Annotated in this window: 17 protein-coding genes; 11 read left to right on the top strand and 6 right to left on the bottom strand. The window is 67.3% G+C overall.

The genetic code is table 11. The annotated features are described in order from the left end of the window. Positions 1-140: 140 nt before the first annotated feature. From JOD67_RS41175 to JOD67_RS14635, 3 genes are read left to right on the top strand one after another with little or no spacing between them, the layout of a single operon-like run. Complete coding sequence (locus tag JOD67_RS41175; RefSeq protein WP_275577072.1) at positions 141-275, top strand: hypothetical protein; 135 nt, start codon at positions 141-143, stop codon at positions 273-275. 10 nt (positions 276-285) lie between these two features. Further along, a complete protein-coding gene (gene gbd / locus JOD67_RS14630) occupies positions 286-1,416 on the top strand; it encodes a 4-hydroxybutyrate dehydrogenase (protein ID WP_205117993.1) in 1,131 nt (376 codons plus the stop codon). A gap of 42 nt (positions 1,417-1,458) precedes the next feature. After that, entirely contained in the window at positions 1,459-2,184 is a 726-nt protein-coding gene (locus JOD67_RS14635; protein WP_205117994.1) for a class I SAM-dependent DNA methyltransferase, read from the top strand. A 4-nt stretch (positions 2,185-2,188) separates the two neighbouring features. On the opposite strand, the gene JOD67_RS14640 is transcribed toward JOD67_RS14635, so the two are convergent. The 4 genes from JOD67_RS14640 to JOD67_RS14655 all read right to left on the bottom strand — a co-directional run bounded on the left by JOD67_RS14640 (position 2,189) and on the right by JOD67_RS14655 (position 6,742). Beyond that, positions 2,189-4,096, bottom strand: a complete 1,908-nt coding sequence (locus JOD67_RS14640) for an acyl-CoA dehydrogenase family protein (protein WP_205117995.1) — start codon at positions 4,094-4,096, stop codon at positions 2,189-2,191. Positions 4,097-4,178: 82 nt separating this feature from the next. Then, complete coding sequence (locus JOD67_RS14645; RefSeq protein WP_205117996.1) at positions 4,179-5,123, bottom strand: phosphatase PAP2 family protein; 945 nt, start codon at positions 5,121-5,123, stop codon at positions 4,179-4,181. Between the two features lie 67 nt (positions 5,124-5,190). After that, positions 5,191-6,411: an SLC13 family permease gene (locus tag JOD67_RS14650; RefSeq protein WP_205117997.1), complete on the bottom strand. Its 1,221-nt coding sequence runs from the start codon at positions 6,409-6,411 to the stop codon at positions 5,191-5,193. Between the two features lie 22 nt (positions 6,412-6,433). Further along, a complete protein-coding gene (locus JOD67_RS14655; RefSeq protein ID WP_205117998.1) occupies positions 6,434-6,742 on the bottom strand; it encodes a YciI family protein in 309 nt (102 codons plus the stop codon). Positions 6,743-6,793: 51 nt separating this feature from the next. Between JOD67_RS14655 and JOD67_RS14660 the strand changes: the two genes are divergently transcribed. From JOD67_RS14660 to JOD67_RS42385, 6 genes are all read left to right on the top strand, one after another. Next, positions 6,794-7,711, top strand: a complete 918-nt coding sequence (locus JOD67_RS14660) for a toxin glutamine deamidase domain-containing protein (RefSeq protein WP_205117999.1) — start codon at positions 6,794-6,796, stop codon at positions 7,709-7,711. Continuing rightward, a complete protein-coding gene (locus tag JOD67_RS14665) occupies positions 7,708-8,031 on the top strand; it encodes a YrhB domain-containing protein (protein ID WP_205118000.1) in 324 nt (107 codons plus the stop codon). The genes JOD67_RS14660 and JOD67_RS14665 overlap by 4 nt, the downstream gene beginning before the upstream one ends. 47 nt (positions 8,032-8,078) lie before the next feature. After that, entirely contained in the window at positions 8,079-8,543 is a 465-nt protein-coding gene (locus JOD67_RS14670) for a GNAT family N-acetyltransferase (RefSeq protein WP_205118001.1), read from the top strand. A gap of 158 nt (positions 8,544-8,701) precedes the next feature. Next, the gene (locus JOD67_RS14675; RefSeq protein WP_205118002.1) at positions 8,702-8,869 is read left to right on the top strand and encodes a hypothetical protein; all 168 of its coding nucleotides are present in this window, start codon (positions 8,702-8,704) and stop codon (positions 8,867-8,869) included. Positions 8,870-9,202: 333 nt separating this feature from the next. Beyond that, positions 9,203-9,868, top strand: coding sequence for a toxin glutamine deamidase domain-containing protein (locus tag JOD67_RS41905; protein WP_205118003.1), 666 nt, complete (start codon positions 9,203-9,205; stop codon positions 9,866-9,868). A gap of 10 nt (positions 9,869-9,878) precedes the next feature. Continuing rightward, entirely contained in the window at positions 9,879-10,235 is a 357-nt protein-coding gene (locus JOD67_RS42385) for a YrhB domain-containing protein (protein ID WP_205118004.1), read from the top strand. On the opposite strand, the gene JOD67_RS14690 is transcribed toward JOD67_RS42385, so the two are convergent. Both JOD67_RS14690 and JOD67_RS14695 read right to left on the bottom strand, forming a co-directional pair. Beyond that, entirely contained in the window at positions 10,185-10,340 is a 156-nt protein-coding gene (locus JOD67_RS14690; protein WP_205123373.1) for a hypothetical protein, read from the bottom strand. The two genes, JOD67_RS42385 and JOD67_RS14690, sit on opposite strands and share 51 nt — an antisense overlap. A 79-nt stretch (positions 10,341-10,419) precedes the next feature. Beyond that, positions 10,420-12,801 carry a beta-galactosidase gene (locus JOD67_RS14695; RefSeq protein WP_307782739.1) on the bottom strand — a complete coding sequence of 794 codons (2,382 nt, stop codon included), beginning with the start codon at positions 12,799-12,801 and terminating at the stop codon, positions 10,420-10,422. Positions 12,802-12,934: 133 nt separating this feature from the next. Between JOD67_RS14695 and JOD67_RS14700 the strand changes: the two genes are divergently transcribed. Together JOD67_RS14700 and JOD67_RS14705 are read left to right on the top strand one after the other, a co-directional pair. Continuing rightward, positions 12,935-13,948, top strand: coding sequence for a LacI family DNA-binding transcriptional regulator (locus JOD67_RS14700; RefSeq protein WP_205118006.1), 1,014 nt, complete (start codon positions 12,935-12,937; stop codon positions 13,946-13,948). A 49-nt stretch (positions 13,949-13,997) separates the two neighbouring features. Further along, a complete protein-coding gene (locus JOD67_RS14705; RefSeq protein WP_307782398.1) occupies positions 13,998-15,683 on the top strand; it encodes an ABC transporter substrate-binding protein in 1,686 nt (561 codons plus the stop codon). Positions 15,684-15,686 lie beyond the last annotated feature (3 nt).

Here is a 15,686-nt window from a genome sequence, read left to right on the forward strand (position 1 = left end):
GTGGCGAATGATCATGTAAACATGATCATTCGCCGCCCTCACCGGGGAGTCGCTCGGGAGCTACCGGAGCCATCTGGGATGGCCTGCTCGTCAGCAGGGCAAATGGGGCAAGCGAGGCCCAGCCGTTTGGAGGTCATCCCGTGGCCACTTCCCCCTCCACCGAGGTGATCGTCGTCGGCGCCGTGGCGTGGGCAACGGAGGAGTCCGACGCGTTCGACGCGGTACGGTCGGCGCTGGCGGAGTGGTGCGGCCAACCCGCCACGGTTGCGCACTAGAGGGAGGGCGATGAGCGGCACCGGAGTCATCAGCTATCTCGGCACGGTGGAGTTCGGCGCGGGAGCTCTCGGCCGCCTCCCCGAAACCTTGGCCGAGCTGGGCGTCACGAAGCCGTTCCTGATCTCCGACCACGGCCTCGCCGCCACCGGCCTGGTCGACCGCGTCGCCGCCCTTCTTCCGGAAGAACACGTGCGATTCCTGGAAGTTCCGCCGAACCCGACCGAGGCGGCCGTCCGCGCGGCGGCCACGGCGTACGTCCAGAGCGGCGCCGACGGGATCGTCGCGCTCGGCGGCGGCTCCCCGATCGACCTGGCCAAAGGCGCCGCGCTGCTCGCGACCCATCCCGAACCGTTGGACCAGTACGCGGCGATCCTCGGCGGCATGCCGAAGATCGGCCCGGTCGCCCCGCTACTGGCGATCCCCACCACCGCCGGCACGGGCTCAGAGGTCGGCCGCGGTGCCCTGATCACCTTGTCCGACGGGCGAAAGCTCGGCTTCCTCAGCCAGCGACTGATCCCGCTCCGCGCGATCTGCGACCCAGAGCTGACGCTCGGACTGCCGCCGATGTTGACCGCCGCGACGGGCGTGGACGCGTTGTCGCACTGCATCGAGACGTTCTGCTCGCCGCGCTTCAACCCGCCCGCCGACGCGATCGCACTCGACGGCGCCGGCCGGGTGTGGGGCAGCCTCGAACGCGCCGTCACCAACGGCTCCGACCTCGCCGCGCGCGAAGACCTGATGATGGGCGCGCTGGAAGGCGGCCTCACGTTCCAGAAGGGCCTCGGCGGCGTGCACGCGTTGAGCCACTCGCTCGGCGGTGCGTCGGAACGGCCGCTGCACCACGGAACGCTGAACGCGATCCTCATGCCCGGCGTGCTGCGCTTCAACGCGCCAGCACTGGGCGCGAAGCTCGACCGCCTGAAGGCCGCGCTGAGCCTGGAGCCGAAGGCCGACCTGCCGAACGAGCTTGTGGCGTTGAACGAACGCCTCGGCCTGCCCGCCACCCTGACCGCACTCGAGGTGCCGCGCGACCTCGTTCCCCGCATCGTCGAAGGCGCGCTCAACGACCACAGCCACGCCACCAACCCGCGCCCGGCCACCGCCGAGGACTACACAGCGATCCTCGAGGCCGCGTTCTAAATCACTTGTGTCGAGAGCAAGGCAAGCGGAAGGCTCGCGACCATGGAGCGATTCGATCCTGCGACAAGCTTCGGCGCCGAGGTGGCGGCGGAGTACGACAACGCACCTCGCGGCGACGAGGGCCCGGCAGTCGAGTTCCTCTCGGCCCTAGCGGCAGGCAGACCGGCACTCGAATTCGCCATCGGGACAGGGCGAATCGGCGTTCCGCTCGCCGAGTCCGGTGTCGAGGTCGAGGGCATCGAGCTCTCACCGGACATGGTCGAACGGCTGCGCGAGAAGGCCAGCATCCCTGTACACGTGGGCGACATGACCACCGTCGCGACCGGCCGGGAGTACGGCGTCGTCTACCTCGTGTTCAACACGATCTTCAACCTGCTCACCGCGGACGACCAGATCCGCTGTTTCGAGAACGCCGCGCGCCATCTGACCGAAGACGGCGTGTTCGTCATCGAGGCCGCGATCCCGCGTGCCTGGGTGGACGAACGCAAGCCCAACTACGTCGAGGCGGAGCACGTCGGGTTCGACCGGGTGACGTTCGACGTCGCGCGGTACGACCCGGTCACGCAGTTGCTCGAGGAGAACCACGTTCGCCTTACCCCACAGGGCATTCGCTTCCAGCCGATCGTGTGCCGGCTGGTCACGCCCGGCGAGCTCGACCTGATGGCGCGTCTCGCCGGCCTGAGGTTGGTCGACCGCTTCGGCGGCTGGCACGGCGAACCGTTCACCGGCACCAGCCTCGCCCACGTCTCCGTCTACGGCCGCGCCTAGAGCACTAGAGCATGCGGCGCGCGAGGTTCTCCTTCTCCGACGGGCCAGACGCCCACGAGGAGATCCACGGCGCCTCGGGGTAGAGGTGCAGGACGCCCTCCTCGAGCGAGGTGAACTTGCCGTCGAGTACGCTGCGGGCGAGTGCGTAGTCGGTGTCGTCGGAGTTGCGCCACAGCCGGTCGAACAGCTCCTCGACTCGTACGCGTGCCTGCTCGCAGAACGCCAGCGCGAGCAGCTGACCGGACGGATCCTTGGCCCGGTCGCGGTGCGCGTGCACGATCGCCGCCGTCATCACGAACAGCTCCGAGCCGATGTCGACCACGCGCGCAAGGAAGCCTTGACGGAACTCCAACTTCCCTTGCCAGCGGGCCATTCCGTAGAATGTGTTGCGCGCCAGCTTCCGCGACGCCCGCTCGATGAAGCGCAGATGCTTCGCCAGCACGCCGAACTCCGCGTACGACGTCGGCACCTGTCCCTTGCCAGCAACGAGATGCGGCAACCACTTGGCGTAGAAGCCGCTCGCCTTCGCCGCAGCCTTCGCCTTGACCGACAGCTCCGCCTTCGGGTCCGCGAGCTCGCCCGCGGCCTGCAGGTGTGCGTCGACGGCCTCGCGCGCGATGAACAGATGCATGATCTCGGTCGAGCCCTCGAAGATCCGGTTGATGCGCAGATCGCGCAGGATCTGTTCGGCCGGGATCGCGCGTTCGCCCCGTGCGGCAAGGGAATCCGCGGTCTCGTACCCACGTCCGCCGCGGATCTGCACCAGTTCGTCGGCAACCAGCCAGGCGTGCTCGCTCGCGTACAGCTTGGCGATCGCGGCCTCGAGCCGGATGTCCAGGTCACCCTGGTCCGACATCTCCGCGGACAGCTCGAGCATCGCCTCGAGCGCGTACGACGTCGCCGCGATGTAGGCGATCTTGTTCGCGACCGCGGCGTGCTTGCCGACCGGACGGCCCCACTGCTCGCGGGTCGCCGCCCACTCGCGCGCGATCTTCAGGCACCACTTCGCACCCGCGGCGCAGGTCGCGGGGATCGACAGCCGGCCGGCGTTCAATGTGGTCAGCGCGATCTTCAGCCCGCGCCCCTCCTGGTCGAGCCTGTTCGCGGCGGGTACGCGGACCTGGTGGAATCGCGTGACGCCGTTCTCGATGCCGCGCAGACCGAGGAACGCGTTCCGGTTCTCGACCGTGATGCCAGGCGAGTCGGCCTCGACGACGAACGCGGACACGCCGCCCCGATGCCCTTCGGAGGCGGGTACCCGGGCCATCACGACCAGCAGCTCGGCGACGACACCGTTCGTCGTCCAGAGCTTGACGCCGTCGAGCACGTACTCACTGCCGTCCTCGGACGGCACCGCCGACATCCGCAACCGCGCGGGGTCCGAGCCGACGTCGGGCTCGGTGAGCAGGAACGCGCTGATCGCGCCGCTCGCGCAGCGCGGCAGGAACGCCTGCTTCTGCTCGTCGGTGCCGAACAGCTTCACCGGCTCGGGCACGCCGATCGACTGGTGCGCGGAGAACAGCGCGGCGAGGCTCGGGTGCACCGAACCGATCAGCATCAGCGCGCGGGCGTAGTCGATCATCGCCAGGCCGAGGCCGCCGTACGACTCGGGGATCTTCATACCGAAAGTTCCGAGCTCGGCGAAACCCTTGACGTACTCGTCAGGGATTTTGGCGTCGCGCTCGATCACCTGGCCGTCGAGAGTTTCGCAGTACGCGCGCAACTTCCGCAGGAACTCCTGGCCCTTGGCCTGCTTGTCCGCCGGCGACGCCGGGTGTGGGTGGACGAGGTCGAGCCGCAGCCGGCCCAGGTAGAGCTCCTTCGCGAAGCTCGGCTTCGCCCAGGCCTTCTCGCGCGCCGCTTCCGCGACAGCACGGGCTTCGGCTTCGGTCACGTGAGCGGTCTGGCTCATGGGACAGGTCCCCTTCCGCCTGAGGCTACCCATCAGTGTTACCCGTTGGTAGCCCCGCGCCAACCCTTCTGAGCAGGGTATTTCAGGCGGGCGTGGCGACGCGGGCGTGCCTGGGCGGGTGGTCGTCCGGCGTACGGCGCTGGCGCGGAACGGTCCTGCGCGGGACGACCAGGTACATGGTGCCGAGGAAGATCGCGATCAGCGCGCAGGCCGTACCTGCGATGCCGGCGATGCCGCCGACGTACGCGGTGAGGAACCGGTCGTCGCCGAACTCGCGCCACAGCACGGGGAACGCCGCGCTGATCTCGCGCAGCATGAGCGCTGAGCAGATCAGCAGGACGACGCTGACGGTCGCGAGCACGGCGACGACGATGGGGTGGCCGCCCCCGCTGGTCGTGGTGTTCCTGCGGCGGAACGCGACGAGCAGCATGCCGGCGAACGCGGCCCAGGCACCGACGACGAGGTACGCGCCGACGGCGTCGGAGGGACGGTGCCAGCCGGCGGAGAGCGTGGCGACGCCGGTGAGTGCCGCGTACCCCGCGCCCAGCAGTGCGCCGGCGCCCCTGAGCCGCGCCGGGAGGACGAGGACGAGCGCGAACGCGACCGAGGCGGCGACCGTCGTGTGCCCGCTGGGCAGGCTGTTCGCGACGCGGGTGACGCCGTCGATGTCGTAGTTGGGCCTGGTGAAGACGTCGTCCTTGAGGATCTGGGTGGTGAGGTTGCTGCCGGCGATGACCATGATCGCGACCAGCGCGAGGCCGACGCGCCGCCTGGCCAGCGCGATGAAGCCGATCGCGATGGTGGCGACGGCGAGGGAGAGGACGGAGACGAGGTTCAGGACGTCGACGACGAGCGGGAGGATGCGGTCCCTCCCGTACACGTTGCCGGCGAGGCTGGCGGTCTCGACGAGCTGCCCGAGCGGGCTGCCGACGAAGAACCGATGGAGTGCCACCAGCGCCCCCGCCTGAGCGACCATGACCAGCACCAACCAGCACGCGAGTGCCGTTCTCGAACGCCCCAAGATCACGTCTCGAACGTTACGTGGTGTTACTGAGACTGCGCTGAGTGATAAACGGACATCTCCGAAATAAGGCCTAAAATGTTATCAAAGCCACCCATAATGCCGTGGTGCCGGCGATCAGTGTGGCGGGGACGCTGATCGCGCCGAGCCTGAGGAAGTCGCTGGTCAGCGGTCGTTCGCCGGTGGCGTGCAGGATGCGGCGCCAGAGCAGGGTGGCGAGGGAGCCGGCGTAGGTGAGGTTGGGACCGACGTTCACGCCGATGAGCATCGCGAGGACGAGGGCCGGCTCGTGCTGGACGGCGGGGAGGAGGACGAGGGTGGCGGGGAGGTTGTTGAGCAGGTTGGCCAGGACGGCTGCGATGGTGGCGACGGCGAGGAGCGCGAGCAGGCTGGTGCCGTGGGGGACGGCGTGGGCGATGAGGTCGTCGAGGCCCTGCCTTCTGACGGCGAGGACGAGGACGCCTAGCGCGAGGACGAAGGCGAGGAAGCCGGGGTTGGCGGCTTTCACCAACTCTTTGGATCGTCTGAGCTTGGGTGCCGCGAGGACCGCTGCTCCGGCCATCGCGACGAACGCGGGGTGGATGCCGAGCGGGTCTGCGGCGGCGAATCCCAGGAGGGTTGCCGCGAGGACGGCGAGGGCGAACTTGGGAGCTTTGACCTTCGGCTGCTGGGTTGGCGTAGTCGTTGCGGCGAGGTCGTTGTTGAAGAAGCGTCGGAAGACGGCGTACTCGACCAGGATCACGGCGAGCCAGGGGAGTGCCATCAGCGCGGCGAAGCGGCCGAAGGACAGGCCGCTGGCGTCGAAGGCGAGCAGGTTGGTGAGGTTGGAGACGGGGAGGAGGAGCGAGGCGGAGTTGGCGAGGTGCGTACACGCGTAGAGGTGTGGCCTCGTTCTTGCGCCTGCCTTGATAGCGGCGGCGAGGACGACGGGCGTGAGCAGGACAACGGTCGCGTCGAGGCTCAGGACGGCGGTGACGACGCTCGCGTTGACGAACACGACGGCGAGCAGGTGCTTGGGATTGGTGCGGCCGACCTTGCCGGCGAGGGCGCCGAGGTAGGCGAAGACGCTCCACTCCTCGGCGAGGCGGGCGAGGACGAGGACGGCGGCGAGGAAGCCGACGGTGGGTGCCATCGCCTTGACCTCGGTCGCCGCGTCGTGCCAGGGGACGAGGCCGGTGAGGATCGCGAGCGCCGCGGCGGGTACGGCGACCAGCGCCTCGGCGAGCCCGCGTGGCCTGACGACCGCGAACGAGAGGGCGCCGACCAGCAGACCGATCGCGGCGACAGTGGGCACGTAGTTGGAGCGTACGGGCTGGCTAGGGGAAGAGGAGTGCGTCCTTATCGACGGCTTCGGGGTCGACGCCGACGAGCTGCCATTCGTACGCCTGGACGGTGATGGCGCCGCTCTTCGCGAGCGGGTCCTGTTCGGCGAGCCGCTGTGCCTCTTCGAGGTCGCGGCAACGTACGACGTACGCGCCGAGGTGACCGGCGAGCGGGGGCTTGAGCTCGCCGCCGAGGATGACCCGGTGGTCCCGCTCGAGGGCGCCGATGAACTCCTCGTGGGCGCCTTGGAGCTCGTCTGTCTCGTGCTGGCCGGTCGGCGTCATGGCAATGAGTGCGTGCATGTAGTGATGACGGATGGAATCGGCGGAATCGACAGGGCATGATCAGTCCCGATGCCCGACCTGCGCGAATCCGTCGACGCCACGCCCATCGACGCTGCCCACGTGCGGGAGCTCGACCGGGCCGCGGACGCGAAGGCCTTCGACCCGCGGACGCCGACCTACAACCCTTCCGACCACGTCTCGACCCGCCGCGAGCCCGCAGCACCCGCGCCCGGCCTCGACAGCCCAGTGCTGCTCAGCCTGAGCGCCAAGGTCCACGCCGCCTCAGCCGACCGCTTCGAGCCGCGCGTCGGGGGAACGTCCGACAGCCCAGCCGCACCGCGCCCAGACGGGCCCGAGGCTGCGGTGGAGTCGGTGGAAGTCCCCGAGACCGACGCCTTCGGCCCCATCGACGCCGACCGCTACCGCGAAGTCCCCTGTGTCGAATGCCGTCCGCAACGTGCCTACGAACTGCATGGCAGCAAGGCTGCTCTGACCGAGGGCGAGGTCAGCCAGATCAGAGAGGCGCAGGAGCACGTCGCCGAGGTCCTGGACGACGCCGGCGAAGACCTCACCGCTGATGACGTTCAAGAAGCACTCCAGTACATCAACCCGACCCGCTCGGAGATGAACTGCGTGGAGTGCGCCAAGTCCGTGGATGACGTGCTGTCCCGACGTGCGGCAGTCGCCGGCCCGACCCCTGATCAACCGCCATATGAGCTCAAGGCCGCTCTCTCGGTTCGTTCGCTCGACTACCTCGACAATGTCACGTCGGCGGACGTCGAACAGCTCGTCGCGGAGGCTGGCCCTGGTGCGCGCGGGATCGTTGTTGGCTGGCGGAATCAGCGTCCCGTGCACGCCTACAATGTCGCGAACATCGATGGCGAAGTCTTCTGGCTGGATGGGCAGCAGGACCTGATGACGGAGCGCAATCCGCACAACCACAAGAGCCTCGAGTTCTATCTGACCAGCGGAGGCGGGCAGCAGTGATCACCAAGCAGGATGCGGTCAGCATCCTCGACGACTACCTCAATCGCGGACGGTATGGGCCCTACACGGGCGCCGAGGAGCGCGTGATCGACGATGAGCTCACTCTCGAGCGGGATTACGGCTGGCTGTTCACCTACAACAGGGCTGAGTACTTTCGCGCCCGCGATCCGCACCAGAGCTTGGTCGGCAACGGGCCGATTCTGGTTCGGCGTGACGACGGGGCCGTCATTCGATTCTTCTCCTCGTATGGCGGTGAGGAGGCGCTTGCGGCTTACGAGGGTGATCCGGAGAAGTTTCCCCCCGCGGACGCTCGTTCGTGACTCCGATCGAGCCGCCGTCGAAGCCATTGACGGATGGGTTTGTCTCGGTGCGACTGCGAGTGGTGGGGGATCTCGACGCGATCGCGGCAGCTAGTAGGGATGAGGAGACGCGGCGGTGGTTGGATGACGAGCCGATGGATGAGGCCGCTCGCGCGTCGAGCATGGAGCGGGTCGAGGCGGCTTGGCGGTCGGGTACGTCCGCGCCGATGATCGTTGCGGATGCTCGTACCGATGAGGCGATGGGGCTTGTCAATCTGCAGGTTCGCGAGGACGGCACGGCCATTGCCTACAGCGTCTTTCCCTCCCATCGAGGGAAGGGAGTGGCGCCGAGGGCGGTGGAGTTGGTGACGGGGTGGGCTCTCGAGGAGCTCGGCCTGACCGAGCTGCTCCTCGAGGCCAACCAGGACAACGTCGCGTCCATCCGGGTGGCGGAGAAGTGCGGGTTCGAGGACCGGGGCAGCCGCCCGAACGACGACGGCAACGTGACGCGGGTCTTCGCTCGCGCGCGGTGACCTAGGCGAACGATGATCACCAAGCAGGACGCCGTACGCATCGCCGAGGAGCACGCGATCCAGGTTGCCTCCGGGCCCCGACACACTCGTTGTGGACGACGAGTGGACCATCGAGCGGGACTACGGGTGGCTGTTCATGTACAACACCACCGAAGTTCGTGCGTACGAGGAACCGTCGCGACGCCCTGGTGGGCAACGCACCCCTCCTCGTCCTGCGCGAGAGTGGATCGGTCATCCAGTTCCCGACCTCGTACACGAGAGAGAAGGCGTTGGCCGACTACGAGGCACACCCGGAGGCGCATCCTCCGACGGAACGTCGCGTCTGACAGCCGTCTGAGCCTCCTTCGTCGCTGGTGACGAGGTGGGATGAGCGGAATCGACACAGTCAGCAGGATGCGGGCATGATCGGGGTCTGATGCCCGAGCTGCGCGACACCGTCGAGGAAGCCACCACACCCCCGGACCGCTGCCCGCGTCAAGGAACTCGACCGAGCGGCGGACGCCAAATCCTTCGACCCCCGAACGCCGACGTACAACCCCACAGACCACGTATCGACCCGCCGCGAACCAGCCCCACCAGTACCCGGCCTAGACAGCCCTGTTCTGCGCGGTCTGAGCGCCAAAGTCCGCGCCGCATCTGCGGAACGATTCGAGAAGAGGGTGGGCGGAACGTCCGACAGCCCTGCCCCCAATCAGGTCGACTCGCCTCCCACAGTCGCTGAGCCTGTCGAGGCGCCGCTGGAAGACGAATTCGGTCCCATTGATTCGGATCGCTGGAGTCAGGTTCCTTGCGCTGAGCGCAGGTCGCTTCGGGTCTACGAACTCGACACCAGCGACAAGGCGCTCAGCGAGAAGGAAGCCACCGCGGTCCGGGACGCCGAGCAGGTGTTCGCCGACGCACTCGATGAGGCCGACGGGAAGCTTGCTCCGGACGTCTTGCAGGACCTGCTCGAGCACATCAACCCCACTCGTTCGAGCCACAACTGCGTGGAATGCGCCATGGCTGTCGACGATGTCCTTCGAGGCCGACCAGCCGCCGCCGGCCCCACCGAGGACCAGCAGCAGCACTACCTCGACGCGGCGATGTCGGCGCGGCAGATTGACTACGTCGAGGAACTCGAGGGTGATGACGTCGAGCGACTTCTGCTCGATGCTGGCCCGGGTGCGCGGGCGATCGTGATCGGCTGGAAGAACCAGCACCAGTCCCACGCCTACAATGCCGTGAACTTCGACGGCGACGTGTACTGGGTGGACGGGCAGAAGAACATCGTGGCGGAGCACGATCCACATAGTTTCAAGACCTTCGACATCTACCGGACCGGGTGAGGGTGGATCAGTGCTTAGTAGGCAGGAAGCCATTCGGATTGCGGAGACGCATTTGCGGAACGCGCGGTCCAAGCCGTATCCCGAGGGCGAGGAGCGGGTCGTCGACGATGAGTGGACGATTGAGCGCGACTATGGGTGGCTCTTCGTCTACAACACGGCTGAGTATGTCCGGACGAGAAGTCGGCGCCACCGGTTGATTGGGAATGGGCCGCTGCTGGTCCGGCGTGATGATGGGTCGGTCATCGAGTTCTCCTCGGCCTACGACGGTGAGGAAGCGTTGGCCGAGTATGAGGCCAGTCCGGAGAAGTTTCCCCCGTCACGCGAGTCTGAGCACGCGGGTGGTGAGGTGGGTGACCCAGCCGAGTAGGGGTTGCCGCGGTCGGGACGCGCGTACCGAGTGCGCTAGGTGGTCGTGGCTGGCTTCGCGTACGAGGGCTTCGTAGCGGGCGGTGTTGTCGAGGTACTGGTACATGGTCGCTTCCTCTCGTTCGTTCGGTTCACCCCACCGACGAACGAGGCAGCCGCGATACGACATCCCGCCGAAAGAATCTTCAGGTCAGCTGGACCTCCACCAGGCCGGCCCCCGCGGACACCACTTGAAGGCCGTTGCGCAGCGACACCTCTCCGGCGGAGGCGACCACCGTGCGGTCGGTCGCGAAGGCCGCCACCAAGCCGCCCGGGCTCGGGCGGAACGACATCGAGTCCGGACCGAACGACGCCAGCTCCGCCGTCGCGTACGCCAGATGCCCGCCAGGCACCTGCAAGCCGACCGGCAGCATCACCGCACCCCGCCCCGGTAGCGAGACGCGCGCCCCCTCCAACAACGGCGCGCCGTCCTCGGTCAGCGAGAACTCGGCCGGGTACCCGTCCAGGTTCAGCGCGTGCACGAACCGTTCCCCGGCGTCGTTGGCAGTCGTCGTCACCACCAGCGACGAACGCGAGGCGTCGTGCCGCACCCGAGCCGGCGCGCCCAGCCGCTCCAAGGCCGAGCGGTACAGCGAGATGTCGCCCGGGTAGTCGCACGAGATCACCACGGCGCGACCCGCCCCGACCGTCAGGTCGAAGCCGCACCCGTCACCGGTCTGATAGTCGACCAGGAACGCGTCCGACGACGCGGCGAAGCCCTGCGCGTACCCGACCCGCCGCTCCGGCCGTGGCGCCGCCCAGCCAGCAGCGCAAACCGACACGAAGTACGCGTGCGAAGAGTGCATGAACGAACGAGGCACCAACCCCAACGCGTCGCGCAGCACCGTGCACGGCCGCCCCTCGAGGTCGAACGCCGGCACCTCCCCACACAGCAGCAAACGCCCACCCGCTTGGAGATACTCGACCAGCGCGACCTGCACCTCGCGCGACAGGTACGAGGCCGACCCAAAGGCCAACGTAGGAACGAGATCCGGCGTCAACGGCGCGTTGCGCGCGTACGACCGGTCAAGCGCGACCGACCCGAACCGATACCCACCCAACAGCATCGCCCGCGCCATCATCTGCCCCGGTCCGCCGAACCGATGCCGCGACAGGTTGTCCGAGATCTTCTTCGCCAGCGCGGAAGACGGATACACCGACTCCGTCATGAAGTAGTCCGGTACGAACGCCAACGCGACGTCGTCATGCTGCTCCGACATCGTCGCCAGCAACGGCTCCACCGCCTTCACCGCACCCACTACGGCGGCTGTCCGGGAGTACGACAGGTTCAGCTGCCCCTCCGGCCCCACCGGCGCGTGCACGCCGTGACGCTCACCCGTGAAGCCGATCCGGTCGTTCCCATCGCCCACCAGCGTAGGCAAGCGCGGATTGACGCCCCCCGTGAAGATGTAGTAGTTGATCAACCGGTTGCCCTGCGCGACGCACAGCCGCGTCTTCAGGTCGACCGTCGAAGGATCGTGCACCACCGACAGGTCGTTCCCGTAGTCGCCGTCGCCCGCCTCGAACTCCACCGAGGTCAGCGGCTGGTCGGCGTCGTTCACCGCATCCATGAACGCGTTGATCAGATACAGATCCGTCACGTTCCGCGGCGTGAGCTCGCCGAGGTAGTGGTCGGTTCCCGCCACGAGACCCGGGATGCCCCGATAAGTATCGACGAGTTGGCTGATGCCTATCGGGAACGTGTCCCCTCGCCCGTTGCTCGTGCCGTGCACGTTCACGATGAACGGGACTCCGGTCACTCCGGAAGTTTCGGCGAACGACCGCAAAGCGGCGATGTACCGGGCGAAACGATCGCGCTGGTAGTGCCCGAGGTCCTGCGTGAACGCGCCCACCCACTCCTCGCCCGGCGAACGGAGATGTGACCCAATCTCGGACAACGGAGCATCCATCGAGAACGGATACCGCGCAGCCAGAGCCTCGGCAGACCACCGTTTCCCCAACCAAGCAACGAAATCCGCCAACACGAAGTCGGTCAGGTCGGGCGAGTTCGTCACCCAGGACAACATCCCGACCTCGTTGTCCAGCTGCACGGCGATCACCGGACCGCCAGCGGGAGCCAGCCGCGACGCCAGCACCGGCATCACCGCCGCGTACCACCGCGCGCACTCCTCCAGATAGGCCGGCGCCAGGTAGTCCACGGTCCGGCTGGACACAGCCGACCCGTCCCAGGACACCGGAACGATCTCCGGGTGCTCCTCGTACACGCGATACGGCAGCCCCTCGTTCTTCAGCTCCGCCATGACGAACGGCCCCGGCCGCGCGAGAAAGCGCATTCCGCGCGAAGCGCACAGGTCGATGAACGCCCCGAGGTCGTTCTCTGGCCGACTTCGGCCAGATAGATCGAACGTTCCGTCGGGTAGTTCATGCACAAGCCAGGGGATATACGAAGCGACCGTGTCGCAACCGGCTGCCGCCAGTTTGTCGACCCGATCAGCCCATTCGTCTCGCGCAAGTCGGAAATAGTGGACTTCTCCCGCAAGCACGATCCGCGGGACACCGTCGATCACGAGCTGCTTGCGCCGGATGTCGATCAAGGCTTCACCTCTTGCAGTCAGGTTTCCGGCTGGTTACGATCCTGAAAACTCGTTCTGCAAACGTTTACCGCACGCTTTACAGCAACCCTCCCAGAGCCGGGGCCAGATGAGCAAGCGCGGACCGACACTGCACCAGATCGCTGAGGACGCTGGCGTCTCGATCGCCACTGTGTCCAGGGTCGCGCGCGGTGTCGGCCAGGTCTCGGAGGAGACCAGGCGCAAGGTCCAAGAGGCGATCGAACGCCACAAGTTCCGCCCCAGCCCGTTCGGACGTGCGCTCGTCGCAGGCAGGCACTCCGCGCTCGGCATCGTGTTCCCCGGCCTCGCCGGCCCCTACTACTCCGAGGTCATCGCCGGTTTCGAGGACGAGGCGGTCAAGGCGCGCGTCGGCGTCGTGATCCTCGGGACGCACCTGCTCCGCGAGTCCGTCGACCTCGTGCTCGACATGGTCGACCGGGTCGACGGCATCGCCGTGATGGGCGGCGTCCTGCCCGACGAGCAGGTACGGCGACTGCACGACCGCGGCGACCCGGTTCTGCTCCTCGCCAGCCGCCCCGTGCTCGGCGTCCCCACCATCCGCACCGAAAATCTCGCCGCGATGGCGAGACTTACGACCCACCTGCTCGTCGACCACGGCTACCGCGACCTCGCGTTCGTCGGCAACCCCGCCGGCTCGCCCGACACGACGTACCGCTGGCAAGGCTTTCTGCAAGCCCACCAGCAGGCCGGCATCGCTCCGCCGCACGAGCCGATCCGCGTCGGTCTGCAACAGTCCGACGGGTTCATCGCGACCGCGCGCATGCTCGACGAGCTCCCGCGGCGACCAAGAGCGGTCGTGTGCGCGAACGACGAAACGGCGCTCGGCACGGTCGTCGCGGTCATGGACCGCGGGCTGCGCGTTCCGCAGGACATCGCGGTCACCGGTTTCGACGACATCGCGATGGCGGGCCTGATGGCAAGCGGGCTCACCACCGTTCATCAACCCATGCGCGAGCTCGGTGCTGAGACCGCGCGCTTACTGCTTCGACACGTCGACGGTCAGATCGACGCGTCGCTCGACCGCGTGATCGAGACGCAGGTCGTCATCCGCGGCAGCTGCGGCTGCGGCAGCGGTGTCTGAACGCAGCTCACACACAAGCACGGGGACAGATCGATCCAGGAGGTTCGACGTGAACGTACGGATCGCGGCGGTGGTGTCGTCGCTCGTGCTCGTCGCAGCAACAGCAGCGGCGTGCGGTGGTAGTGGTGGTGACGGCGGAGGGCCAGGCGCCTCCGGCGGCGGGTCCGCGGGTGGCATGGTCGCGCGACTCAACATGGGCGACTTCGGTGGTGGCAACGCCCCGCAGCGCAACTTCAACCCGTTCCTGTTGGCGACGAAGCTCACCACGGAGTACACGTTCGAACCGCTGTTCATGACCAACCGCTACAGCTGCGAGATCACCCCGTGGCTGGGCACGGCCTACGAGTGGGAGACGCCGTCGAAGCTCGTCGTCAAGACCCGCTCCGGCGTGAAGTGGTCGGATGGCAAGCCGTTCAGCGCCAAGGACGTGGAGTTCACGTTCAACCTGTTCAAGAAGTCGCCCGCGCTCGACACGAACGGACTGTGGTCCAAGCTGTCCAGCGTCACCGCCGACAGCGACCAGCAGGTGACGTTCACCTTCAAGGCTCCCTCGGTTCCGACCCTGAACCAGATCGTGGACACGGCGATCGTGCCCGAGCACATCTGGGCCAAGGAGGCCGACCCGACGAAGTTCACCAACCCACAGGCCGTGGGCACCGGTCCCTTCAAGGTCAAGAGCCAGAACAGCCAGCAGCTCGTGCTCGAGCGCAACCCGCAGTACTGGCAGGCCGACAAGGTCAAGATTCGTGAGCTGTTCTTCAAGAAGGCCACGGGAAGCGCCGAGGTCGACAAGCTGCGGCTAGCCCGCGGCGAGTACGACTGGAACGCGATGTTCGTGCCGGAGATCGAGAAGACGTTCGTCGCGAAGGACCCGGAGCACAACCACTACTGGTTCCCGCCGGGCGGCAACATCGCGATCGCCATGAACCTCACCAAGGCCCCGTTCGACGACCTGCAGTTCCGCAAGGCGTTGACCTACGCGATCGACCGCGAGGAGATCAAGAACAAGGCGCAGTTCGGGTACGTCGAGACCGCGAGCCAGACCTCGCTGGTCCTGCCTGGTCAGAAGGACTGGCTGCCCGCCGGTCTGGAGAACGACGGCAAGATCCCGTACGACGCCGCGCAGGCGAAGAAGACCCTGGCCGACGCCGGCTACACGACCAACGCGGACGGCAAGCTGCTCGGCAAGGACGGCAAGCCCATGACGTTCTCGTTCATGGTGCCGAACGGTTGGGTCGACTGGATCCAGGCAGCGCAGATCGTCCAGAAGAACCTCGCCGCGCTCGGTATCACGATCGACCTGCAGACCCCGCAGTACGAGAAGACCGACGCGGACGCGAAGTCCGGCAACTTCGAGATGATGTTCGGCGTCCACGGTGGCGACTGCAACATCTACCAGTCGTTCCAGCACCCGTTCGGCAGCAGCCAGACCGCGCCGATCGGCAAGCCGGCGGCGACCAACTACATCCGCTTCAAGGACGCCAAGACCGATGAGCTGCTGGACCAGCTCGTCAAGACGGTCGACGAGGCGCAGCAGAAGGCACTCGTGCAGCAGCTCGCGATGCGCATGTACGAGCAGGTGCCCGACGTTCCCTTGTGGTACGGGGCGAAGTGGTTCCAGTACCGAACGGAGAAGGCGATCGGCTGGCCGAACGAGAAGGACCCGTACGGCGGCCCGGACAACCAGCTGCTGATCGTGACGAAGCTGCGTCCGAACCCGGACTTCAAGGGGTAGCCG

This window comes from Tenggerimyces flavus (assembly GCF_016907715.1).
Taxonomy (GTDB): Bacteria; Actinomycetota; Actinomycetes; order Propionibacteriales; family Actinopolymorphaceae; genus Tenggerimyces; species Tenggerimyces flavus.

Coding starts and splice junctions, on each gene's coding strand:
- gbd (WP_205117993.1), top strand. CDS start 286: ATGAGCGGCACCGGAGTCATCAGCTATCTCGGCACGGTGGAGTTCGGC.
- JOD67_RS14635 (WP_205117994.1), top strand. CDS start 1,459: ATGGAGCGATTCGATCCTGCGACAAGCTTCGGCGCCGAGGTGGCGGCG.
- JOD67_RS14640 (WP_205117995.1), bottom strand. CDS start 4,096: ATGAGCCAGACCGCTCACGTGACCGAAGCCGAAGCCCGTGCTGTCGCG.
- JOD67_RS14655 (WP_205117998.1), bottom strand. CDS start 6,742: ATGCACGCACTCATTGCCATGACGCCGACCGGCCAGCACGAGACAGAC.
- JOD67_RS14660 (WP_205117999.1), top strand. CDS start 6,794: ATGCCCGACCTGCGCGAATCCGTCGACGCCACGCCCATCGACGCTGCC.
- JOD67_RS14690 (WP_205123373.1), bottom strand. CDS start 10,340: ATGTACCAGTACCTCGACAACACCGCCCGCTACGAAGCCCTCGTACGC.
- JOD67_RS14700 (WP_205118006.1), top strand. CDS start 12,935: ATGAGCAAGCGCGGACCGACACTGCACCAGATCGCTGAGGACGCTGGC.